Annotated in this window: 23 protein-coding genes and 1 pseudogene; 9 read left to right on the forward strand and 15 right to left on the reverse strand. The window is 61.9% G+C overall.

Annotated features, from left to right (window positions below; translation table 11 throughout):
• The first annotated feature begins 16 nt into the window (after positions 1-16).
• A complete protein-coding gene (locus BMZ91_RS03545) occupies positions 17-397 on the forward strand; it encodes a c-type cytochrome (RefSeq protein WP_092834359.1) in 381 nt (126 codons plus the stop codon).
• Positions 398-447: 50 nt separating this feature from the next.
• On the opposite strand, the gene BMZ91_RS03550 is transcribed toward BMZ91_RS03545, so the two are convergent.
• The 11 genes from BMZ91_RS03550 to BMZ91_RS03600 all read right to left on the reverse strand — a co-directional run bounded on the left by BMZ91_RS03550 (position 448) and on the right by BMZ91_RS03600 (position 10,196).
• A complete protein-coding gene (locus tag BMZ91_RS03550) occupies positions 448-681 on the reverse strand; it encodes a hypothetical protein (RefSeq protein ID WP_092834361.1) in 234 nt (77 codons plus the stop codon).
• Positions 678-1,304 (reverse strand): CbiX/SirB N-terminal domain-containing protein, encoded by a 627-nt coding sequence (locus tag BMZ91_RS03555; protein ID WP_092834363.1) that lies wholly within the window; start codon positions 1,302-1,304, stop codon positions 678-680. Before BMZ91_RS03555 ends, BMZ91_RS03550 begins: the two co-directional genes overlap by 4 nt.
• A gap of 82 nt (positions 1,305-1,386) precedes the next feature.
• Entirely contained in the window at positions 1,387-2,934 is a 1,548-nt protein-coding gene (locus tag BMZ91_RS03560; protein WP_092834365.1) for a nitrite reductase, read from the reverse strand.
• Complete coding sequence (gene nirJ / locus BMZ91_RS03565; protein WP_092834367.1) at positions 2,909-4,126, reverse strand: heme d1 biosynthesis radical SAM protein NirJ; 1,218 nt, start codon at positions 4,124-4,126, stop codon at positions 2,909-2,911. The genes BMZ91_RS03560 and nirJ overlap by 26 nt, the downstream gene beginning before the upstream one ends.
• 1 nt (position 4,127) lies before the next feature.
• A complete protein-coding gene (ahbB, locus tag BMZ91_RS03570; protein WP_092834369.1) occupies positions 4,128-4,616 on the reverse strand; it encodes a siroheme decarboxylase subunit beta in 489 nt (162 codons plus the stop codon).
• Positions 4,613-5,062 (reverse strand): Lrp/AsnC family transcriptional regulator, encoded by a 450-nt coding sequence (locus tag BMZ91_RS03575; protein ID WP_092834371.1) that lies wholly within the window; start codon positions 5,060-5,062, stop codon positions 4,613-4,615. The genes ahbB (BMZ91_RS03570) and BMZ91_RS03575 overlap by 4 nt, the downstream gene beginning before the upstream one ends.
• The gene (gene ahbB / locus BMZ91_RS03580) at positions 5,059-6,051 is read right to left on the reverse strand and encodes a siroheme decarboxylase subunit beta (protein ID WP_092834373.1); all 993 of its coding nucleotides are present in this window, start codon (positions 6,049-6,051) and stop codon (positions 5,059-5,061) included. The genes BMZ91_RS03575 and ahbB (BMZ91_RS03580) overlap by 4 nt, the downstream gene beginning before the upstream one ends.
• A 3-nt stretch (positions 6,052-6,054) precedes the next feature.
• The gene (locus BMZ91_RS03585; RefSeq protein ID WP_092834375.1) at positions 6,055-7,197 is read right to left on the reverse strand and encodes a cytochrome D1 domain-containing protein; all 1,143 of its coding nucleotides are present in this window, start codon (positions 7,195-7,197) and stop codon (positions 6,055-6,057) included.
• A gap of 95 nt (positions 7,198-7,292) precedes the next feature.
• Positions 7,293-7,592, reverse strand: coding sequence for a c-type cytochrome (locus BMZ91_RS03590; RefSeq protein WP_245736193.1), 300 nt, complete (start codon positions 7,590-7,592; stop codon positions 7,293-7,295).
• Positions 7,585-8,361, reverse strand: coding sequence for a uroporphyrinogen-III C-methyltransferase (gene cobA / locus BMZ91_RS03595; protein WP_092834379.1), 777 nt, complete (start codon positions 8,359-8,361; stop codon positions 7,585-7,587). Before cobA ends, BMZ91_RS03590 begins: the two co-directional genes overlap by 8 nt.
• Before the next feature lie 80 nt (positions 8,362-8,441).
• Positions 8,442-10,196, reverse strand: coding sequence for a nitrite reductase (locus BMZ91_RS03600; protein WP_092834381.1), 1,755 nt, complete (start codon positions 10,194-10,196; stop codon positions 8,442-8,444).
• A 112-nt stretch (positions 10,197-10,308) separates the two neighbouring features.
• On the opposite strand from BMZ91_RS03600, the gene BMZ91_RS03605 reads away from it, so the two are divergent.
• On the forward strand, positions 10,309-12,336 hold the full coding sequence (locus BMZ91_RS03605) for a NosR/NirI family protein (RefSeq protein WP_092834383.1): 2,028 nt from the start codon (positions 10,309-10,311) through the stop codon (positions 12,334-12,336).
• An 11-nt stretch (positions 12,337-12,347) separates the two neighbouring features.
• The gene (locus BMZ91_RS03610) at positions 12,348-13,559 is read left to right on the forward strand and encodes an NnrS family protein (protein WP_092834385.1); all 1,212 of its coding nucleotides are present in this window, start codon (positions 12,348-12,350) and stop codon (positions 13,557-13,559) included.
• Positions 13,560-13,724: 165 nt separating this feature from the next.
• Here BMZ91_RS03610 and BMZ91_RS03615 read toward each other — a convergent pair whose 3' ends face one another.
• Complete coding sequence (locus BMZ91_RS03615; protein WP_245736194.1) at positions 13,725-13,964, reverse strand: hypothetical protein; 240 nt, start codon at positions 13,962-13,964, stop codon at positions 13,725-13,727.
• 287 nt (positions 13,965-14,251) lie between these two features.
• Here BMZ91_RS03615 and BMZ91_RS03620 point away from each other — a divergent pair, with 287 nt between their 5' ends.
• The 6 genes from BMZ91_RS03620 to BMZ91_RS03645 are packed head-to-tail and all read left to right on the forward strand — an operon-like array spanning position 14,252 to position 19,668.
• Entirely contained in the window at positions 14,252-14,704 is a 453-nt protein-coding gene (locus BMZ91_RS03620; RefSeq protein WP_092834389.1) for a c-type cytochrome, read from the forward strand.
• 15 nt (positions 14,705-14,719) lie between these two features.
• Complete coding sequence (locus BMZ91_RS03625; RefSeq protein ID WP_092834391.1) at positions 14,720-16,084, forward strand: cbb3-type cytochrome c oxidase subunit I; 1,365 nt, start codon at positions 14,720-14,722, stop codon at positions 16,082-16,084.
• A gap of 5 nt (positions 16,085-16,089) precedes the next feature.
• The gene (locus BMZ91_RS03630; protein ID WP_092834393.1) at positions 16,090-16,902 is read left to right on the forward strand and encodes a CbbQ/NirQ/NorQ/GpvN family protein; all 813 of its coding nucleotides are present in this window, start codon (positions 16,090-16,092) and stop codon (positions 16,900-16,902) included.
• Between the two features lie 9 nt (positions 16,903-16,911).
• A complete protein-coding gene (locus tag BMZ91_RS03635; RefSeq protein ID WP_092835113.1) occupies positions 16,912-18,849 on the forward strand; it encodes a nitric oxide reductase activation protein NorD in 1,938 nt (645 codons plus the stop codon).
• Entirely contained in the window at positions 18,846-19,394 is a 549-nt protein-coding gene (locus BMZ91_RS03640) for a cytochrome c oxidase subunit 3 (RefSeq protein WP_092834395.1), read from the forward strand. The genes BMZ91_RS03635 and BMZ91_RS03640 overlap by 4 nt, the downstream gene beginning before the upstream one ends.
• 4 nt (positions 19,395-19,398) lie before the next feature.
• Positions 19,399-19,668, forward strand: coding sequence for a cytochrome C oxidase subunit IV family protein (locus BMZ91_RS03645; RefSeq protein ID WP_092834397.1), 270 nt, complete (start codon positions 19,399-19,401; stop codon positions 19,666-19,668).
• Positions 19,669-19,709: 41 nt separating this feature from the next.
• On the opposite strand, the pseudogene BMZ91_RS03650 reads toward BMZ91_RS03645, so the two are convergent.
• From BMZ91_RS03650 to phnF, 3 genes and pseudogenes are all read right to left on the reverse strand, one after another.
• A pseudogene (locus tag BMZ91_RS03650) lies at positions 19,710-20,243 on the reverse strand (DUF4202 domain-containing protein); the annotation flags it as partial.
• The gene (locus BMZ91_RS03655) at positions 20,240-20,947 is read right to left on the reverse strand and encodes a Crp/Fnr family transcriptional regulator (RefSeq protein WP_092834401.1); all 708 of its coding nucleotides are present in this window, start codon (positions 20,945-20,947) and stop codon (positions 20,240-20,242) included. The gene BMZ91_RS03655 and the pseudogene BMZ91_RS03650, both read right to left, overlap by 4 nt.
• Before the next feature lie 136 nt (positions 20,948-21,083).
• Positions 21,084-21,794, reverse strand: a complete 711-nt coding sequence (phnF, locus tag BMZ91_RS03660) for a phosphonate metabolism transcriptional regulator PhnF (protein ID WP_092835115.1) — start codon at positions 21,792-21,794, stop codon at positions 21,084-21,086.
• Positions 21,795-21,895: the final 101 nt, after the last annotated feature.

Genomic DNA, 21,895 nt, shown 5'->3' on the forward strand with positions numbered 1-21,895 from the left:
AACAGGAGAACGACCCATGAAAATCAACCTTATGACTGCCGCCGCGGTGGCCTTGACGCTGGCCACCCCAGCCTTTGCCGAAGGCGACGCCGAAGTCGGCGAAAAGGTGTTCAGGAAATGCAAGGCCTGCCATCAGGTGGGCGAGGACGCAAAAAACCGCGTTGGCCCGGTCCTTAACGGCATCGTCGGGCAACCGGCGGGGGCTGTGGAAGACTTCAAATATTCCAAAGTGATGCAAGAACGTGCCGCCGAGGGGCTTGTCTGGACCGATGAGGAGCTGAGCGCCTTTCTGGCCAGCCCGAAGAAATACATGAAGGGCACCAAGATGTCCTTTGCCGGGCTGCGCAAGGATGACGATATCGAGGACGTGATCGCCTATCTGGCAAGCTTCGAATAGGTCGCCGACAACCTGTCATGGCCGCCCCGCACCGTGCCGGGCGGCCATTTTCACTTGCGCCCCTCGGCCTCATCAATCAGACTGCGCACCCATTTCGTGATCCACCAGTTCACCGGCAGACCAAGCGGAACACAGGCGATCAGCGCCGTCACCGGAGAGAGAGCAGGCAGACCGATCGCCTGCCACATCAGACCCAGCAGGAACAGGTTGATCGCCACCGCCAATGCGGTGAACGGATAGAGCAGCAGGTAGAGCTTTGTCAGGTTCGGGCCGGTCTCGGTCATGCCTTGACGCGCGCCTCCGTCTGCGCCCCTGTCAGCGCCCGTGCCACCAGCGCCGCCACACCGGGCGCCGTGCCGATCGGCTCAAGCGCAACACCCTTGAACTCCGCCAGCTCAAGCGCCTCCGGGATATCGTCAAGCACATGGCCGCCCTTGGCGGCAAAGAACGGCATACAGATCGCCTTTTGGCCAAGATCAAACGCCATATCGGCGAGATAAGGCGCCTCTTCGACAAAGCCGACGCGGATGTCGGCAAAGGACATACGCCCCGTGAGGGCGCGCGCAAAGGCCTGCGTGTCGCGCGCCGAATTGCGGCTGCGTCCCGACCCGTGGGCGGCGATGAAAAGTCGGGTCTCAGAAGGCTGCCAGCCTTCGCGCGCCATGACGTCGCGCAACAGTTCTGCGGTCATGTCCGGAAGGCCGGGATCAAGGCCGAGAGGCGGCAATATATCGGCCTGCCTGTCGCGCAACCGCTTGCGAAGCTCGTCGCCGGTGAACCATCCTGCGGTCATGAACAGCGGATAGATAAGCGGATGCGGTCCCGATCCCTGCAATGCGGCCTCAAGCGCGCCGGGCTTGGCCAGGGTCGCGCTTGCAATCTGCCAGTCGGGCAGGGCGCGGCCCACCTCGGCGGCAAATGCCGCCAGTGTGGCCTCGGCCGGCTCTGGATCAGAGGGTTGTCCGTGGCTGACGATGATCGCGCTCTGTTTAATGGCTTGTTCCTTCCGAGAATGTTATCTTGTTGAAAACATTATATTTGCCAGAGGGCTTGCGCATCGGCAGGCGGGTCACCTCTTCCAGGGTTGCGGCGTCATAGACGATGACCGCGCCGTCGTTTTCCCAGACCGAGACAAGGGCATGGCTGCCGTCGCGGGTAAATTCGACATGCGCCAGCGTGGCCCCCGGCACCGGGCGCAGGGTCTTGACGATCTCAAGGCTTTGCTTGTCGATCACATGCATCACGTCCTTGTTCGGTCCAAAAAACACATCCGACCAGAAGTAGGGCGAATCCTCGTGACTTCTAAGAAAAAATCCCGGCCCGTCGGTTTTGATCGTCTGGATCACCTGCCAGGTTTCGGTGTCGATCACCGACAGCATGCCCTCTTTCAGATGCGGCGTTGCCATCACCCGGCGGCCATCCCTTTCCCAGGAAATGCCCGACCCCAGGTGCGGCATGCCGGGCAGGGGCAGTTCGGCAACCTCGCGGCCCACGTTGAGGTTCACAACCACGCCGCGCTCGGTATTGCGCGCCGCCCCGATCAGATGGCGGTAATCATCGGTGAAAAAGAAATCGTCCAACGGTTCCGTGATCTCGATCCGGCGGCGGGCAAACAGGCCCTGCGAGGATGGAAGCGCCTCGATCATGCCCTTTTCGCGGCTGTGCACGAACCCCTCGTAAACCGCTTTGGCCTCGGGGTCGGTCGCCACCTCCCAGATCTCGGGGGTGTCTTTCAGGGCCAGAATAAAGCTCTGACGTTGCGGGGCCTGATAAACCGCCGAGACCCGGCTTGGGGTGCCATCCTTGCCCACGACCGGCATGACGCGCTCAACGCCAAGGTCCTCGGTCGACAAGAGGCTCAGCGTCATCGGCAGGTAATTGGCCACCGCCAGATGCTTGCCATCGGCACTCATCGCGATGTTGCGGCTGTTTAGCCCGGCGCGCACGCGGCCCACCTGATGCAGCGACCAGATGTCGTATTTCTGCACCCAGCCATCGCGCGACATGATGAAAACATAGCGCCCATCGGGGCTGAACTTGGGGCCACCATGCACGACAAAGGGCGTCTCGAACCGGTCCAGAACCTCGAAGGTGTCGCCATCCAGCACGCTGATATGGTGATCGCCGGTTTCCACCACCAGCGTGATGTTCAGCGGATCGGCGTCAAATACCGGTGCATCCGCGGCGCGGTAATCGGGGTCAAACCAGCGGGTTTGGGCAATCTCCTCTGGCCCCCATGCGGGCACCGAAGCAAGCGGCGTTTTCACATAGGCGGCCAGGGCCGCGATCTGTTCGGGGCTCAGCGCCTTGTCAAAGGCCGGCATCTGCGTGGCGGCGCGGCCATGGGCAATCACCTCAGCCACCTTTGGCCCGCGCATTCGCCCCAAGGTCTCGGGGATCAGCGCAGGTCCGCTGCCGCCCAGCCGATCCGCCCCGTGACAGGCGGCGCATTCGCTGCGGTAGGTCTGTGCCGGGTCGGCCGCTGCCGCACCCGCGCCGAGCAACAGCGCACTAGCTAAAACGGTGAATCGGGTCATGCTTCTTGCCTTTGAACGGAGTCACAGTCAGGCGCTCGCCCGCACCGGTCACCCCGATTTCACGATCACTCAGGTAACAGGCCGGATCTTCGGCCCAGGGGTCGCCGGTCAGTTGCAGCGCACGAATGCGGGTATTGCCGCCACAGACCGATTTGAAGGCGCATTGCCCGCATCGCCCCTTGAGCGGGCGGGGCCGAAGGCGCAGTTGCGCCAGCATCGCATCCTCGCCGGTCCACAGCTCGGAAAACGGTGTGGTCTTGACGTTGCCCACGGTATAATCCGACCAATAGGTATCGGGATGCACCCGCCCAAGCGTGTCGATATTGCCCACGCCAAGCCCCGACGAATTGCCGCCCCAGGCCTCAAGGTGATCGCGCAGATGCGCCACGCGGGCCTCGTCGAAATGGCGCTCGGCCCACCGCAGCATATAGACCGCGTCGGCGTCGTTATTGCCGGTCACGATGTCCAGTGGGGCATTTTCGGCCACCCCGACCCAGGCGCGATCAATCAATTCGTCGAGCGCCCTGCGGGTATGGGCATGCACCGCATCCTCGCCCCGGTTCTTGTCGCCACGCCCGGCATAGACCAGATGACTGAGGTAGAATTTATCGACGCCCTCATCGTCGCAAAGCTGCAACAGATCGGGCAATTGCGTGGCGTTGTCGCGCGTCAGGGTAAAGCGCAGCCCCACCTTGATGCCGCGCTTCTTGCACTCGCGCACGCCGCGTAGCGCGTCGTCAAAGGCGCCGTCGACGCCGCGAAACCAGTCATTGGTGCGGCCTATCCCGTCGATGGAAATGCCGACATACTGAAACCCGATTTCGGCCACCCGGTCGGCGGCCTCGCCGTGGATCTTGGTGCCATTGGTGCTAAGGGCCAGAAACCGCACCTTCTTTTTTGCCGCCTCGGCCAGCTCAAAGAAATCGAACCGTCCCATCGGCTCGCCGCCCGACAGGATCAGCGCCGGAATGCCGAAGTCGCCCAGATCATCCAGCACGCCCATCGCCTGCTCATGGCTCAATTCACCGGGGAAATCGACATCCGCCGAAACCGTATAGCAATGGCGGCATTTCAGATTGCAGCGCCGGGTCAGGTTCCAGATCACCACCGGCTTGACCGGCCCGCTGCCGCGCCGTGTGCGCACCGGCGTGGGCGTTACCAGTTGTTGCATATATTCCGAGAGGCGAAACATCTCAGCCCTCCTTTGACCGGAGCCTGAGCCCGGTTTTCTTCAAGATACGTGTCGAATAGAGAATGTCACTGCCGCGACAGGCCGCGCCCAAAAGGGTGGCAACCTCCTGTCGCTTGGCCTCGACCTCGTCGCGGTCGCTGCCGTGGACCATTGCAAACAGGTTATAGGGCCAGTCGGGCAGGGCACGGGGGCGCTCATATGAATGGCTGACAAACTCCAGCGCGCCCACCTGCGGGCCAAGGTCCGCAATCCGCTCATCCTCAATGTCCCAGACCGACATGCCATTGGCCAGCATGCCAAGCGCATAGTGGTTGGGCGCCACGGCAATCCGGCGAATAACACCGCTCTTTTGCATCGCGCGCAGCCGGTCGCAAAGCTCGCTTTCGCCGAGCCCCAACTCTTGCGCCACCGCCGCGTAGGGTTGCGGCACAAGTGGCAGGCCGGCCTGTGTGGCGGCGATGATCTGGCGGTCTGTGGCGTCGATGCTCATGCGGCTACCCTGAATCTGATGAAAAACTCCCGCAGTTTCGGGAAACGGAGCACGCGCTGCCCCGTTTCCCGTTCAAGGGACTTGGCCACCGCCTCGATCTCTTCTTCGGTTTCCGTGGCCAGAACGAACCACATATTGAGGTGGTGACTGCGTTCATAATTATGCGCCACCTCGGGGCGGGCATTGACTTTAGTCAGGACCGCCTCGAAATCTTCCTCGGGCACGGCCATGGCACAGAGACAAAACGCGCCCCCCATTGCCTCGGCGTCAAAGAACGGGCCGAACCGGGTGATGATCCGGTCGGTCTTCATCCGCTCCAGCCGGGCCAGAAGATCGGCCTCGTCCAGGCCCAGCTCTTGCGCGACGACGTGAAACGGATCGGGCGTGATCGGAAACCCCTCTTGCAGATGATTGAGGATCAGGCGGTCGGTGGCGTCCAATGTCATGCAATTGTCCTTTCCTTCGCCACAAGGGCGCCGGTCTGTTTGAAGCAGCGGTTTGAAAACAACGCCAGATGCGGTGCGCCCTGCAACTCGGGCAAGACTGCCGCAGCCGCGGCCAGCCGCGCAAGCGCTTCTTTTCGGCTTTGGGCGTGGATCATCGAATAAAGGCGATAGGGCCAGACGCCCGCAACCGGGGTGCGTTCGTAACACAGCGTCACACCCGGTTGGGCGGCCAGCACCGGACCGGCGCGGGTGATCGTGTCGTGTGGCAGATCCCAGACCACCATCGCATTTGAGCGCCAGCCAAGCGCGCGGTGGCGCACGATCACCCCAAGGCGGGCGATGATCCGCGCCGCGCTCAGCACCCTGATCCGTGCCATCACCTCGGCTTCGTCGCGTCCCAGGGTATTTGCGATCGCTGCATAGGGTCGCGCGTTGAGCGGCAGGCCCCGCATCAGCGCCTGCACGATCTCGCGGTCGCCGGGCTGCAACACGTCGGTATCCGGCGCTTGTCTTGGGGGCGCGCGCCGGTCGTCGCCGTGCAGGCTGAACCCCAGGTCAAGGTTGAAGGGGCGCACCAAGCGCAGATCCAGCACGCGCAGCCCGCTGCGTTGCGCGATCCGGTCCAGAGCGCCGTCCACATGCGCCCGGTCGGGGCCGGTGGCAACAAACCACAGGTTCCAGTCGTTTTCGCGCAGGTAGGAATGGTTTACCCCCGGTTCCGCGCCGATGATCTCGGCGACCTCTTCGATCCGGTCCTCGGGGGCGGCCACGGCGGCGAGGGTGCTGGCCGATATGGTATTGGGCGCACAGGTGGCGCCCAGCCGGGTGACCTGACCGGCCTCGGTGCGGGCGCGCAGCCGCTCGATCACATTCGTCTCGCTGGTGCCAAGGGTCTCCGCGAGCACGCCAAAGGGCCGCTCGGTAATCGGGAAATCCCGCTGCCAGTCGTTCAGCAGTGCGCGGTCAATGGGATCACTCACACCTTCCATCGCTCAGAGCCCCATGCGGTGGGCGCGGGCGGTGAAAAAGATGCCCGAGGGGCTTTCAGTCGCGATTTCACCAAGTTGCTCAAAGGTTTCCGTGTCATAGATGATCACCTTGCCGGCATCGCGCACCGACAGCCAGACCTCGTGGCCGCGCGGCGTAAACTCCATATGCAAGACGCCGGGGCCTGGGGCGAACTGGTGGATCACCTCTTTGCTCACGCTGTCGATCACCTGGATCGTATCGTTGAGCGGATGGGCGAAATTGACCCAGACGTGGCGCCCGTCGGGGCGCGAAATCGCGAAAACCGGCTGGCCGTGGGTCGGAGTTCTGCCGGTTTCCTTCAAGGTGCGCGCATCGACCCAAAGCACCTCGTGCTGGCCCATGGCGGGCAGCACGAAATCCTGACCGGCCAAGGCCCAGCCTTCCAGATGCGGCATCTTGTAGACCGGCAGACCTTCGCGGCCCTCGGCATAACCCGGCAGGATGCTTTGCGGTTCGGGCGGGTCTTGCCAGAGGTCGAGCGCGCTTAGGTGATCCTCACCGAACAGCCCGGCAATATAGGTGCGCCCGTCGCCTGTGACCAGAGCGTCATAGGGGTTGGCGCCCATGCCTTTGACCCTGGTGATCTGCGGGGTTTCGCCCGAGAGATCGGCAATCCAGGTCTCGCCGCTGTCCCAGAGGGAAAAGACGAATTTCGTGCCCGGAATATCCACCAGGCCGACGGTCTTGCTGCCAGTCGGGATGTCGGCGACCATGGCGAGCGTATCGGCGTCAAACACCCGCACGCCGCCCGGCTCGTAATTCGAGACTGCCACGAACCGCCCGTCATCCGAGATCGCGCCGCCAATCGAATTGCCCGCCTGCATGACGCGGTTCACAACGGTTTGCGCCAGGATATCCACCTTGGTCAGCCCACCATCGCGGCCAAAGACATAGGCGAATTGTTCGTCCGGCGAATAGACCAGCGAGGCATGGCTCAGGTCGCCAAGCCCGGTGATGCGCCCGATGCTGGCGCGCTCGGACTGATCCACGACGAGAAGCGATCCGCTGGCGCGTTCCACCACCAGCCCAAGATCGCCGGTGGCTTGTGCACCGGCGGGAAGCGGGGGCGCAAAGAGCGCAAGACCCGCCAGCGTCAGGGCAAACATCCGGGCGCGGAGGCCTCCGGCGGGAGTATTTCGGGAAAGATGAAAGTCAGAGCGCGCCCTGTCTTTGGTTGTGCCAGAGGATAAAGGGGCAGGGATCATTCGGGGTCACCTCTCAGAAGATAATCGGCAATCCAGGCGGCGTCACCTTCGCTCAGCAGAGGGCGCCAGGGCGGCATCGGCGTGCCGGGGATGCCGTCAAGGATAACGGTTGTCAGGTCGTCGCGCTGATAGCTGGCAAGGGCCGCAGGGCGGATATCGGGGCCGAGCCCCCCCTTGAGCGTCATTCCGTGGCACGAGCCGCAATCCTGACGCACCAGCCGTCTGAGGGCTTCTGGATCAGGGTCGGCCAGGGCCGGGGCGGCAGCGAGCGCCAGTATTGTGGCAAGTCTATTCACCAACCATGACCTCTGGCAGAGTAACGGGCAGGGCGTCGCCCCCCTGACAGAGCGAGACCACATGCCCGATCACAAACAGCACCGGCGCGCGCATCGGGCATTGCGCCACGTCGAGCCCGATCCGGTCTAGTCGCGACACAAGCCGCGTCTCGCGCGGGGTGGTGACACTTGACACCGCCAGCACCGGCAGGGAACCCGGCAACCCTTCGCGCATCAGGTTGAGCGCGATTTCGGCAATATTGGCCACGCCCATATAGACCACCAGCGTGGTGTCCTCGCTGGCCAGGCTTTTCCAGTTGAGATCGAGCCGGGCATCGGCGGCGCGGTGGCCGGTCACATAGCGCACTCCGGTGGCCAGCCCACGGTGGGTGAGTGGCACGCCGAAGGTGGCTGCCATGCCCTGGGCCGCGGTGATGCCGGGCGCATAATCCACCTCGATCCCGCGGTCGCTCAGATAGGCGGCCTCTTCGGAGCCGCGGCCGAATATCAGCGGGTCACCGCCCTTGAGGCGGGCCACCGTCAGGCCATTGCCGGCCAACTCGACCAGCATTTCATTGATGCGATCCTGCGGAACTGTGTGGAATTTCGGGGCCTTGCCCACCGGTATCATCTGCGCGGTCGCCGGAGAAAGTTGCAGAATTTCGGGGCTGACCAGCCGGTCATACACAACCGCATCTGCCTCGCTCAGCATACGCACCGCACGCAGCGTCATCAGATCCACGGCACCGGGGCCTGCTCCGATCAGATACACCTTGCCTTTCGCTGTCATGTTGCTGGCTCCTCGGCTGGGCAATCAAATGTTTTGGAAGAAAACCGGGGGCCCGGCAAAAAGGGCCCCCGGCTTGCGCGTCAGTAGACGTCGGCGCGGGTGTTATAGACGTTGAATTTGCCCGTTGGCGTGATCAGGCGCGGGTCCTTGATCACATGCTTGAGCTCAAGCGTCTTGTCGTCGACCACCACGATGGCCGATTCCAGGTCCTTGGCATTCCAGACCGAGAACCAGATCTCATTGCCGGCCTTGTTGAACTCACCCTGCACGACGCGGGGCTGGCCTTCGGCAATCCCGGCCCATTCGACAATCGGCAGAACGGTGAATTCCGGCTCTTCCTGTCCTAGATCGGCCACCTTGAACACCGCAACCGAGCCAGAGGTTTCGGCGTCGGGGTTCAATGTCGCATCGACATAGAGATGCTCGGAGGTCGGGTGGGTTTTGACGAACAGCGATCCGCCACCAAGGCCATAAAGCTGTTGCACCATCTTCCACGCCTGTTCGGGGTGACCCTCGGGGTCGGTCCCGATCAGGGCGACAGTATCATCGCCAAGATGCGAGGTTGCCCAGACCGGCCCGTAGGTCGGGTGATTGATGTTGGCCCCGCGCCCCGGATGCGGTGTTTGGCCGTCGGTTTCGATCACGGCAACAAGTTTGCTTTCCTTGGTGTCGATCACCACGACCTTGCCACGCGCATTCGCCGCAGTCAGGAAGTAGCGCTGAGTGCTGTCAAGACCGCCGTCATGCAGGAACCGCTCGGCATTGATCTCGGTGATCTTCAGAGCTTCGATGTCGGAGTAATCCACCATCATGATCTTGCCGGTTTCTTTGACGTTGACCAGAAACTCGGGCTTGTAGTGCGAGCCCAGGATCGCCGCAACGCGCGGTTCGGGATGATAGGTCTGTTCGTCATAGGTCATGCCACGGGTGGATTTGATCCGCAGCGGTTCAAGCGTGTCACCATCCATGATCACGAATTGCGGCGGCCAATAGGCCCCGGCAATGGCGTATTTGTCCTCATAGCCCTTGAACTTGGAGGTCTCGACAGAGCGCGCCTCGGCACCGATCTTGATCTCGGCAACGGTATCGGGGTCTTCCATCCAGAGGTCGATCATATTGACCTTGGCGTCGCGGCCAATCACGAACAGGTAGCGCCCCGAGGCTGAAATACGGCTGATATGCACGGCGTAGCCGGTCTTGAGGATCTTCTTGATCTCATAGGTCGACCCATCGATCAGGGCAATTTCGCCCGAGTCGCGCAGGGTTACCGAAAACAGGTTGTCGATGTCCCAGTCGTTCATCTTCTCGGTCGGACGGTCCTCGGGGGCGACATGCACCTTCCAGGAGTCCTTCATTTCTAGCATGCCGAATTCTGGCGGCGCGGGCGGCTCAAGCAGGATGTAGCGGGCCATCATATCGACGTCTTCTTCGGAAAGATCGCCAGAAGAGCCCCAGTTGGGCATACCGGCGGGCGAGCCGAAGGTGATAAAGTCCTTCAGGTACTCAAAGCCGTTTGCGCGTGTCACATCCGGTGTCAGCGCCTTGCCGGTCGCACCCTTGCGCAGCACGCCGTGACAGCCGGCGCAGCGTTCGAAATAGATTTTTGTCGATCGTTGGAATTCTTCGTCGGTCATGACCGGATCATCGGGCTTGCGGCCGGGGATCTCGACCTGAATTTCGCCAAGCGTTGTCATCGACGGCACATACATGTCTGCCGGTTTATCGGCGTGATCTTTCGGCTTGTCCTGCGCGATCGCGCCGGAGGCCGCCAGCCCGAGGGCAATGGCGGCGCTTGATAGAAGCGTGACGCGCCATGTGGCATTCTTGGGTTTCATTTGAGTTACTCCAATTCCGCTGGTGAGGCGTTTCAAGAGTGACGTGATGGCGCAGAGGCTGCCTTGACTTTAGTCAACGCTTTGCGGGCGGCTTGGCGCGACAGTCGCTGTCATGATCCGAATTGCCCTTTTCATTGCCTTTCCTCTCTGGTTGGCCCTGGCCTCTTTGGCGCAAGCGCAGGGTGTCTTGCGTCCGGGTGCCGAGGGCGCGATCTCCGGGGCGACGCCGACCCGTGAAATGGCCGCCGGTTTTTTTGACCTCACCGGGCCGCTGGTGCTGCAACATCAGGGCGATCCGGTGCCGGGGTGGGCGGTCTCGGATACCTCCGGCGTTGTGGGCTATATCGCCTCAACCTGGGATTTGACCGGTTCGGTCGGCTATTCGGGGCGCCCATTGGATGTGCTTGTGGCGATCGACACCAAGGGGCGCATCGTCGGCGCCAGATTGATGCGCCATGCCGAGCCGATCCTGACCCTGGGTCTGTCGGATCAGGATATAGCCCGGTTCGTCGGCGGTTTTGCCGGGGTAGACCTGTCCGACCCCAAGGGGCCGGGCGCAGGCCCAGACATGCCCGATATCATTTCTCGTGCCACCGTCTCGACCGGTGTGATTCGCGATTCGATCCTGCGCACCGCGCGCACGCTGGCCATTGCGCGCGGCGTTCTGCCAGGTGGCGGCATCGACCGGACCGGGTTTCAGCCGCAGGACTGGGCGGCGCTGATGGCGCAGGGCGCGATCACCCGCCGCACCGTCACCCTGACCGAGGCCAGCCGGGCGATGGCCGGGGCCAAAGTGCCGGTGCCGACAGGCGATGCGCCGTTCATTGATCTTTACATGGCACTGCTCGATCCTCCGAGCATCGGGCGCAACATTCTGGGGCAACAGCAATTTACCCGCGCCGTGGGCGCACTTGGCCCCGGCGAGACCGCTCTTTTTGTGGCCTCTTCGGGGCTGACCTCGCATCGTGGCACCGCCTGGCGGCGCAGCGGCGTCTTTGACCGGCTGATGGTGGTGCAGGGCGAGACCCGCATCGCGCTGGTCAAATCCGGATACGTCAGGATTGACGATCTGGCCGCCCCAAATGCGCCCGACTTCAAGGAGCGCAGCATTTTCCACCTGCCGGGCGAGGGGTTCGACCCGCTCCAGCCCTTCAGCCTTGAACTGACCTCCTCGCGCCCCTCCGAGACTGGCGAGGTCAGCTTTACCACAGAGCTTGGCTATGCCTTGCCAGCCGCCTATATCATCGCCCCCCCCTCCGAGCCTGCGCCGCTCTGGCAATCGCGCTGGATTGAAAAGCGGTTTCAGGTCGCCAGCGTGATGGTGATGATGGCGCTGCTGACACTGATCCTCTTGTTGCAGGAATGGCTGGTGCGCCGCCCCCGCCTTTGGCTCGGGCTGCGGCTTGGCTATCTTGTCACCACGCTGATCTGGCTGGGTTGGGTGCTGAACGCACAGCTTTCCGTCGTGCAGGTGGTGGCCTTCGTGCAATCGCTGCTCACCGGGTTTCACTGGGAGGTGTTCCTGATCGAGCCGTTGATTTTCACCCTTTGGGCGGGCGTGGCGCTTGGTCTGCTGTTTTGGGGGCGCGGCGTGTTCTGTGGCTGGCTCTGCCCGTTCGGGGCCTTGCAGGAGCTTAGCAATCTGGCCGCGCGCCGCCTGGGCGTGCCGCAAATCACCGTGCCCCACGCGATCCACGAACGGCTCTGGATCATCAAGTACACGCTCTTTCTGGCGATCCTCGCGCTCAGCTTTTATTCGATGGACCTTGCCCTGCGTCTGGCCGAGGCCGAGCCCTTCAAGACCGCCATTTCCATGCGGATGATGCGCGCCTGGCCGTTTGTATTGTTTGTGCTGGCGCTGCTCTTCGCGGGGCTTTTCATCGAGCGGTTCTATTGTCGCTATCTCTGCCCCCTGGGCGCGGCGCTTGCGCTTCCGGCGAAACTCAAGGTCTTTGACTGGTTGCACCGGCGCCCGCAATGTGGCCGTGAATGCCGTCTTTGCGAGACCAAATGCACCGTCGGCGCGATCGACCCACTGGGGCGGATCAACGCCAATGAATGCGTGCTCTGCCTGCGCTGTCAGGTGGTGATGAACGATGCCGCAACCTGTCCGGTGCTGAAACGCCGGGCGCGCAAATAAGAGGCAAACCGATGCTTGCAGCCCTGAAACGTGTCTTTTGCGAACCTCATCGCGTCTTCTTTCTGGCAGCCGGTCTTTATGGCGTCTTTGCCCTGAGCGTGTGGGAGATCTGGCTTGGCCTTGATTTCGTCGCGGCCAACCCGCCCGCCATGCCCTTCGCCGCCGCGCCCTACCTGTGGCACGCGCATGAGATGATCTTTGGCTATGCCAGTGCCGCGCTTGGCGGTTTTTTCCTGACTGCGGTGCCCAACTGGACCGGCAGCAAGGACACCGCGAAATACTTTGTCACCGGTGCTGCCGTGATCTGGCTTGCGGGGCGTCTGGCGATCTGGATGTCGGGGATCCTTTCGCCGACTGTTGTCGCGGTGGTCGATCTGGCGTTTCTGCCACTGCTGGGGATCAAGATCGCGCTGATGCTCGTGCGCCGCCCTAAGCCGCAGAACCTCGCCTTTCTGGCCTTCCTCAGCCTTGTCTGGGCGGGCAACCTGATGGTGCATCTGGAATGGCTGGGCCTGACGGATGACACGCTTTATACCGGCCTGCGCGTCGGCCTTTTGTCGCTGTGCCTGATGATTGCCGTGCTTGGCGGGCGGGTGACGCCGGGGTTTACGCGGAATGCGATGAAGCGGGCTGGGGTGGATGAGAGCACTCTGCCGACATCGCGCAAACCCGTCGACCTTGCGGCGAGCGTGATGATCGCGCTTGTGCCGCTTGCGCTTCTCTTGCGGGTGCCCGATGCGCTGACCGGCGCATTGGCTGTCGCTGGCGGGGCCTTGCACCTGTTGCGCATCGCCTTCTGGCGTCCGTTCTGGACGCTTGGCCAACCGATCCTCTGGGCGCTGCATCTGGGCATGGCGATGCTGGGGCTTGGGCTTGTTCTCTGGGGCAGCAGCCTTTTGGGATGGGGCAGCGAGGTCGCGGGCTTGCACGTTCTGGGCATTGGCGCGGTGGGGGGCATGACCGTTGCGGTCATGAGCCGCGCCATCCTGGGCCACACCGGCCGCGCCCTGATTGCCCCGCGTGCGGTGGCCCTTTCCTATGCTCTGATTGCCGCCGCCGCCGGTCTGCGCTGGAGCGCCTCGGCGCTTTCGGGCGATCTTTATGGTCCGGCGATTCTGGCCACCGGGGCGCTCTGGATCGTCGGCTTTGGCCTGTTCACGGTCGCGCTCTGGCCTGCCTTTACCGGCCCCAGAGTGCCGCGCGATGCGTCGCCGGGCGCCTAGGCTCTGACCCTATGGGACGCCAATACCCCGGCTTCGAGAGGTTGGTTGTATAATAAGCAACGACGGGACTGCGGGACAAAGCGTCATTCTGCTGCAAGAGCATGATCCGTGGCGTCACCCACGCAACAGCTGGCAGGCAGGGCAGATTGCAGACGTTCAAACGTTTCAATCATCAAGATCGGCGTCATCCGGAGTGGTGTTCAGGTATATTCGCCCGATTTTCTTGACGAAAGGGATGCTCAGAAAGACGACGATGCCTGTGGCAATGAGCAGCCTGTCGAACAGGCTGACCGGCATCGGATCATTGTCATCTGCATACAGATAGATGGCAACAGTAATCACGACGAACCAGATGCATAACATTTGCAGTTTGCGCAGAACGTACTGCCTTGAAATTGCCGACACGTAACGCCCTCAATATACCGGTCATTGCGCGACCACTATCCACAGGTCGCCATAATTCGCAAGGCAAATAGAGGGGGTGGCGTCGTCCCTCTCGATGGGTGCTAGGGGCTAAATTTGGGCCGCTCAAGGCGCCTTTCGCCCGCTGCACCGGGCCGCATGATCCGATTGTTCCTGATCGTCGGCCCAAATCACCCAATCCCGTATCTGGCGTTGACTTTGGTCAAGGAGCGCGGGGCGAACACCCTACAAAGTGGCCCAATTCGCATCAACGCGCAAAGGAGACCGCAATGCGCGAAGTCATGACCAAGAGCATGGCCCGGAACATATTTTATGGCGGGTCACTGTTCTTCATCATCATCTTCCTGGGCCTGTCGGTTCATTCGCACTACTATATCGTCAATAAATCGACCAATGCCGAAACGCTGACCGACAGCGTTGTCTTGGGCAAACACGTCTGGGAAAAACACGCCTGCATCAATTGCCACACGATCATGGGAGAGGGGGCATATTTTGCGCCCGAACTGGCGAATGTGACAACCCGCTGGGGTGTTGCCGACGACCCCGAAGGCGCGTTCGAAATGCTGGACGGCTGGATGAAAGCCCAGCCAAGCGGTGTTGAAGGCCGTCGACAGATGCCCTTTTTCGACCTGACCGAAGAGGAAACCCGCGGCCTTGCCGATTTCCTGCGGTGGGTCGATTCGATCGACGCACAGGGCTGGCCCCCGAACGACGCGGGCTGAGAAAGGACCAATCCAATGAAATACCAAACCCAAAAAATCGCACTGGCCTATTTCAGCGTCGCTCTGGCGCTTTTCCTGATCCAGATCCTTGGCGGTGTTCTGGCAGGCGTGATCTATGTTCTGCCCAATTTCCTGTCTGAGGTTCTGCCGTTCAATATCGTGCGCATGCTGCATACCAACTCTTTGGTTGTCTGGCTGCTTCTGGGCTTTTTCGGCGCTGCCTATTTCCTTATTCCGGAAGAATCCGAACAGGAAATCTATTCGACCAAACTGGCCTATCTCCAGTTGATCATCCTTGTGGTGGGCACATTGGGCGTTGTCCTGACCTATGTGTTCAACCTGTTTGAGGGCAACTGGCTTTTGGGCAAGGAGGGGCGCGAGTTTCTCGAACAGCCCAAATGGGTCAAGATGGGCATTGTCGTCGCCGCGCTGATCTTCCTGTTCAACGTGACCATGACCGTGTTGAAGGGCCGCAAGACCGCCATCAGCACCATCCTGCTCGTCGGCCTCTGGGCCCTGGCGCTGCTGTTTCTCTTTGCCTTTTACAACCCCTCGAACCTGGCGCTCGACAAGCAATACTGGTGGTATGTCATTCACCTCTGGGTCGAAGGCGTGTGGGAGCTGATCATGGCCTCGATCCTGGCCTATCTGATGCTCAAACTTACCGGTGTTGACCGCGAAGTGGTTGAAAAATGGCTTTACGTCATTGTCGCGACCGCGCTCTTTTCCGGCATCCTTGGCACCGGCCACCACTATTACTGGATCGGCACGCCGGGCTACTGGCAGTGGATCGGCTCGATCTTCTCGACGCTTGAGATCGTCCCGTTCTTCGCGATGATGTCCTTCGCCTTCGTCATGGTCTGGAAAGGCCACCGGGATCACCCAAACAAGGCCGCTTTGCTGTGGTCACTGGGCTGTGCCACGCTGGCGTTCTTTGGCGCAGGGGTCTGGGGCTTTCTGCACACGCTGCACGGGGTCAACTACTATTCCCACGGCACGCAGATCACCGCCGCGCACGGACACCTGGCATTTTATGGCGCCTATGTCTGCCTCAATCTGGCGATCTTCAGCTATGCAATGCCGATCCTGCGCAACCGTGATCCCTATAATCAGGTGCTCAACATGGCGTCGTTCTGGCTGATGTCGGGGGGCATGGTGTTCATGACCTTCACGCTGACATTCGCAGGCACCATCCAAACCCACATGCAACGGGTAATCGGTGACTACTATATGGACGTGCAGGACCAGATCGCGGTTTTCTACTGGATGCGCCTTGGCTCTGGCGTGGTGGTTTTCCTCGGCTTGCTGCTCTTCCTCTACGCGATCTTCGTACCGCGTAAAGAGGTGATCTCGACCGATGCCACGGTCGCTGCGGAGTGAAGCCGATGGATGGATCCATGACACACCACCGGAAGGGGGCGGCCGCCGCCCCCTTCTACCTGGCCCAGGGCAATGAATGCGCTCTGTTCAAGGCCGCAAGCGAAAACAACCTGCCGGTCCTTCTCAAGGGGCCGACCGGCTGTGGCAAGACGCGCTTTGTGGCCCATATGGCCGCAGAGCTTGATCGCCCGCTTTACACGGTTGCCTGCCATGATGACCTGTCGGCGGCCGATCTTATCGGTCGCTACCTGCTCAAGGGTGGCGAAACCGTCTGGGTCGATGGCCCGCTGACCCGCGCGGTGCGTGAGGGGGCTATCTGTTATCTTGACGAGGTGGTCGAGGCGCGCAAGGACGTCACCGTGGTGTTGCACCCGTTGACCGATGACCGGCGCATTCTGCCGATCGACCGCACCGGAGAAGAGCTTGAGGCGGCGCCCGGTTTCATGCTGGTGGCCTCTTACAATCCGGGCTATCAGAACATCCTCAAAACCCTCAAACCCTCGACCCGGCAGCGTTTTGTCGCGATGGAGTTCGACTTTCCCACACCTGACCTTGAAATCAAGGTCGTCGCTCAGGAAAGTGGCCTGTCGCCGGATCGTGTTGCCCCTCTGGTGCGCCTCGCAGGCAAGCTGCGCGCGCTGAAAGGGCAGGACCTGGAAGAGGGCGTTTCAACCCGTCTTGTCATCTATGCCGCAACCCTCATCGCCCAGGGCATGCCGATTGATCGCGCCATCGAGGCCACGATGATCGAGCCGCTCACCGATGATGCGGATGTAAAACGCGGGCTCCTCGATCTGGTAACGGCTGTCTTTGGGTGAGGCATGGCCATGACCCGGATCGAAATTGAGCCATGGGAACCCGAAGAAACCATCGGGAAACTGTGGCACGCTTTTGCCAGTCGCCTCGATGCACCTCTTGTGCATCACGGAGCCGCGGTTGATCTCTCTGAGGTCAGCGGGCGGCTGGCAGTCTTTTTTCGTGGGCTGGGGGGCGCGCCATCGGTTGAAATCCGGTCGGTTTCGCCCGAGGTTAGCCAACATCGCCTGAAATTCCTGCGCCGTCTCGGCACCGAGGCCGAGCTTATCCCGCGGGCCAGCTTTGATGGCGAGGTGCTGCGCCTGCCCGAGAGCCTTGCGATCTTTCCGGACCGGGCCGCCAACGGGGCGCTTTATCTCTGGCTGGCTGCCGCTGTGGCGCATGCGCCCGCGCATGTTCTTGACGGCGATCCGCTGCGCGCGGACCTTTTGGCGATCCGCGCCGCGCAGAGTATGACACGCGCCGCATTGGAGGCCGCGCCGGGGCTGCGCGCCCTGCAAGAGGGGCTGGGGGCGGCGGCTTTGCAACGACGGCCCCGTCAGACCCTGCCGCGCGACGAACAGGCCATCGAGGCGCTTGTGCGCCACCGCTTGGGCGATCCTGCGCAGCTTGACCCGCGGGCGAAGATGTTCAGCGCCGCACTTGAAGCAGGCGATGTTTCGCAGATCACCGCGCCGCGCGGCTATCGCCCGTTTGCGCCGGTGCCGCTCTGGCCTGATCTACGCGAGCTTATGATGTCGGCCAGCAGCGAGGTTGAAAGCCGCGATACCGAAGGCCCCCCCGAAGAGGGAAGCGAGCGGACCCACCGCGCGCGCCGCCGCAACGCCGATCAGGCAGAGCGCCGCGACAGCCTGATCCTGCATAAATTCGAGGCGATCCTGAGTTGGGCCGAGTTCCTGAACCTGAACCGGCGGGTCGATGACGACGATCCTGACAGCGCCAAGAAGGCCGCTGACGATCAGGATGAAATCGGCCTTGGCCAGATCTCCAAGGCCCCGGCAACCCGGTTAAAGCTTCACCTTGACCTTGCCCCGGAAGATGTTGATCGCGAACGCCTTTCCGACAAGATCATGTATCCCGAATGGGACGTGCGCACCGGTGCGTACCTGCCCGATCATGTGCGTGTTCTGCACAGCGTGGCCCCCTCGGGCGATGGTGTGCCCGCCTTTCGCGACGATCCGCGCGCCATGCGCCGTATCACCCATGTCAAACGCCAGTTCGAGGCGCTGCGCCCCGGTCGTGTCTCGATCCCCGGCCAGCTTGACGGCGATGAGCTTGATATGGAGGCCGTGGTGCGCGCGCAGGTCGATATTCGGGCCAATGGCGCGGGCAGCGAAGGCATCTGGCGCCAGACCCGGCCACAGGCGCGCGATCTGGCGGTCTCGATCCTTCTCGACGTTTCACGCTCGACCGAAAGCGCCGTGGGGGACCGCGCAGTGATCGACATCGAGCGCGAGGCGCTGGCGGCCCTGGCCTGGGGGCTTGATGCCTGCGGCGACGATTTTGCTATCCACGCCTTTTCCTCGCTCAAGCGCGACCGGGTCTATATCCAGACCTGCAAGGGGTTCAGCGAACCGATGAACGGTGCGGTCGAAGACCGGATCGGCGCGCTTCGGCCCGGGTTTTATACCCGGCTGGGCGCGGCCGTGCGGCATTGCTCGACCGAGCTTGCAGGGCAATCCAAAAAGCGCCGTCTGCTATTGGTCATCACCGATGGCAAGCCCAACGACCTTGACCATTACGAGGGTCGCCACGGCATCGAGGATACCGCCATGGCCGTGCGCGAGGCGCGCCGTGCCGGGCAATCGGTGTTTGGCATCACCGTCGACAAACAGGCCAAAAGCTGGTTCGCGCGGATGTTCGGGCGCGGCGGGTTTCACGTGATCCCCAACCCCGAGCGCCTGACTGAGGTCCTGCCGCTGATCTATCGTGAGTTGGTCGGCGGATGAGCGAAACGAGCGTTTTGGACGAACTTCCGGGCGATCTGATGATCTGGGTTCTGATCGTCAGCGAACTTCTGGTCTTTGGCGCGGGGCTGGCGGCCTTTCTGTCGGTGCGGGCCAGTGACCCGGTCGGGTTTGGCGCCGCGCAGGACGCGCTTTACCGGACCGGGGCAGGGATCAACACGGTGGTGCTGGTGAGCAGTGGTGCGCTTGCCGCCTGGGCGCTGCGCCTGCGAGATGGCGCGCAGCGTGGCGCGGCACGTCTGGCCCTTGTGGTGGCGGCGCTTCTTGGGGTGGTATTCCTGGCTATCAAGGGGTTTGAATATGCCGGAAAGGCGGCGGATGGCATTGGCTGGGACACGCATCCGTTTTTCACCTTCTACTACCTGCTGACCGGGTTTCACGCCGCTCATGTGGTGGCCGGGGTCATTGTCCTGCTGCTTGTGGCGTGGAAGGATGCGCCGCGCAATATCGAGGCGGGGGCCGCGTTCTGGCACATGGTCGATCTGGTCTGGGTGATCCTTTTCCCTGTCCTTTATCTGCTCAGGTGATGGCATGATCCGCGACCCGCTTTTGCGTGCATGGGGCACGCTCATTGTCCTCAGCCTTGGCTCGACGCTGATCTCGCTCTGGCATTGGCCGCCGGGATTTTCTGCTGTTGCGGGGATGCTCATTCTGACCTTCGCCTGGCTCAAGGCGCGGGTGATCCTGTCCTATTATCTGGGGCTCAATGCCGCCCCGTTCTGGCGCCGGGGGTTCGGGATATCGCTCGGGATTTTCTGTCTGCTTTTGCTCGGCCTTTATCTTTTGCCGGGGCTATTTTAGGCCGCGCCGGCCTGTCAGATCGCGAATTTCTGCGCCAGGTCTTCGGGCAGGTCGAATTCCCTCAACACCTGTGCGCGCGCCTCTGGCGACATTTTTCTGGCCGTTCGGGTGACGATTGTGTCAAGCTTTTCAGCGCTTTGGGTCGGGGCAAAGGGGGCAAAATACCACTTCAGAAAGGTGAAACAGATCACATCCTCAAGCGCCTGCACCTCGGTGTCGCGCTTGATCCCGTCCTTGCGTATCATTTTCTGTGCTTTTTCAATATCCTGCGTAGAATATCCTGCGTCTTTCATGATCTCGCCCACGCGGGTCGCGTGATGTTTTGCCAATTCGGTGCGCCAGGTCAGATACCCGGCGCGACCCTCGGGAAAGTCCTTCCTTTTCAACACCCAACGCTCAATATGCTGGCCCCGTGCGGCGATTTTCAGCGGCTCGGAGGCGTCTGGGAAAAGCCGCTGCGCTTCCTCGCTCATTCGCTGCCCGTAAAGCTGGGCTGCGGGTTTGCCTTCGCTGACGTCCGGGTCATGCGCATTGGCCGCGTCAATCGCGGCAAGGGCGGTGTTCAGTTTGCTCACAGGGATTTACTCCATGAATCGGCAGGATCTTTTTCGGCGTACTCCTGCAACAGCTTGATGTCCTCGATCTTGGCATGGTGACGCGACACGCATACGCCGGCAACTTTCAACTTGGAAAACGCCCGCGACAGGCTTTCGGGTTTCATCCCCAGACGCCCGGCAATCAGCGCCTTGTCGTAAGGCAAAGTCACCTCGCAAGGTCCGGTCTGGCAATTGCACAGCCGGAGCAGAAAATCCGCAACCCGCTGCGCCCCGGTCTGGGCCTTGATCTGTTCCACCTGGGCGACAAGATCATGAAGGTGCTGAAATGTCGATGCAATGACCGCAAGGCTTAGTTCGGGATTCTGCTCAAGAATCGAGATGAAACTGCGTGCCGCTATCAACATCAGGGTACAATCGCTCACCGCCTCGGCCGACACCGGATAGGGTTGCTGACGAAAGGCCACCGCCTCACCAAAACTGTGACCACGGGTAAACACATTGACGACGGCCTCATTTCCGTTGGGGGACACGCGGTAAAGCTTGACCCAGCCATCCAGCACCACATGGATCACCTGCGCGCGCTCGCCGTGCAGAAAAACCGTTTCGCCGCGTGTGATTTCCCGAAAGGTGGCATCCGACAACAACCTGTCAGCCACCGCATTGGGCAGGCTGCGCAGCAAGAGTGAGTCTCTGGCGATGTTGTGACGTTCCGCTTTATCCATGAATCACCTTTGATGATCTGTTACCGTCATATGTATTATGGATTCTTCGGGAATGCACGGTGCAGCCAGCCGGAGCAGGCAAATTTCCAAGCTGGCGATTTGGCGCACTCGGACTCTGCCTATTTGGAGGAGGGGGTTAATCTGGTGACACGATAAGCGTGACACGCTCGCCGACAAACCAGGTGGTGCCGTACTCGACCGGGTGGCCTTGCAGGTCGATATTCACCGCCACGGATTTCAACAAAGGGTCGCCCTCGCGCAGCCGCAGATGCAGCGCCTGCGTGGCATTGGCGGTCTCGGCGGTCAGGCGGGTTTCGCGGCGGGTGTAATCCTCGACCCCGTTCAGGCGCAGGGCCTCGGTGACCGAGGGTGTTTGGCGCAGGGTATCGGCGATGCCCGGCAGCCGCGTCTTGGGAAAAACGCTTTCGAAATGCGCAATCGGCGCGCCGCCGGATATCGACAGCCCCTCAAAAACGACAACCCGCTCGCCGGGTCGCAGCCCAAGCACCCTGGCCTCGGTTTTACCGGCAAGGCGCGTCTCGATCCTCAGCATCTGCCTTTCGGGCACTCGCCCGGTTGCCGCGATGTTCTGGTGAAACCTGACCCTGCGGCCAATCGGATATTCGGTCGGCGGGGCCTCGACAAACACGCCGGCCCCCCGGCGCGGGCGCAGCATGGCGCGCTCGGTCATGTCGGCGAGGGCGCGGCGCACTGTGTGTCGGTTCACGCCAAAGCGGGCCGCAAGTGCCGCCTCGGTCGGCAGCTTGTCGCCGACCCGGTAAAGCCCCGAGGCGATCTCGCCTTCAAGCGTGGTGGTTATGGATTTCCAGATCGGGGTGCGGGGCATCATCTGTCACCATGAATCACGCTAGGGGTTTCCATTGTGTTTGGGGTAATTTGTCTAATTGTATAGGGTGGTTGGTACATCGGCAAGATATGCCGACTGGC

Source organism: Roseovarius lutimaris, from assembly GCF_900115165.1.
GTDB lineage: Bacteria > Pseudomonadota > Alphaproteobacteria > Rhodobacterales > Rhodobacteraceae > Roseovarius > Roseovarius lutimaris.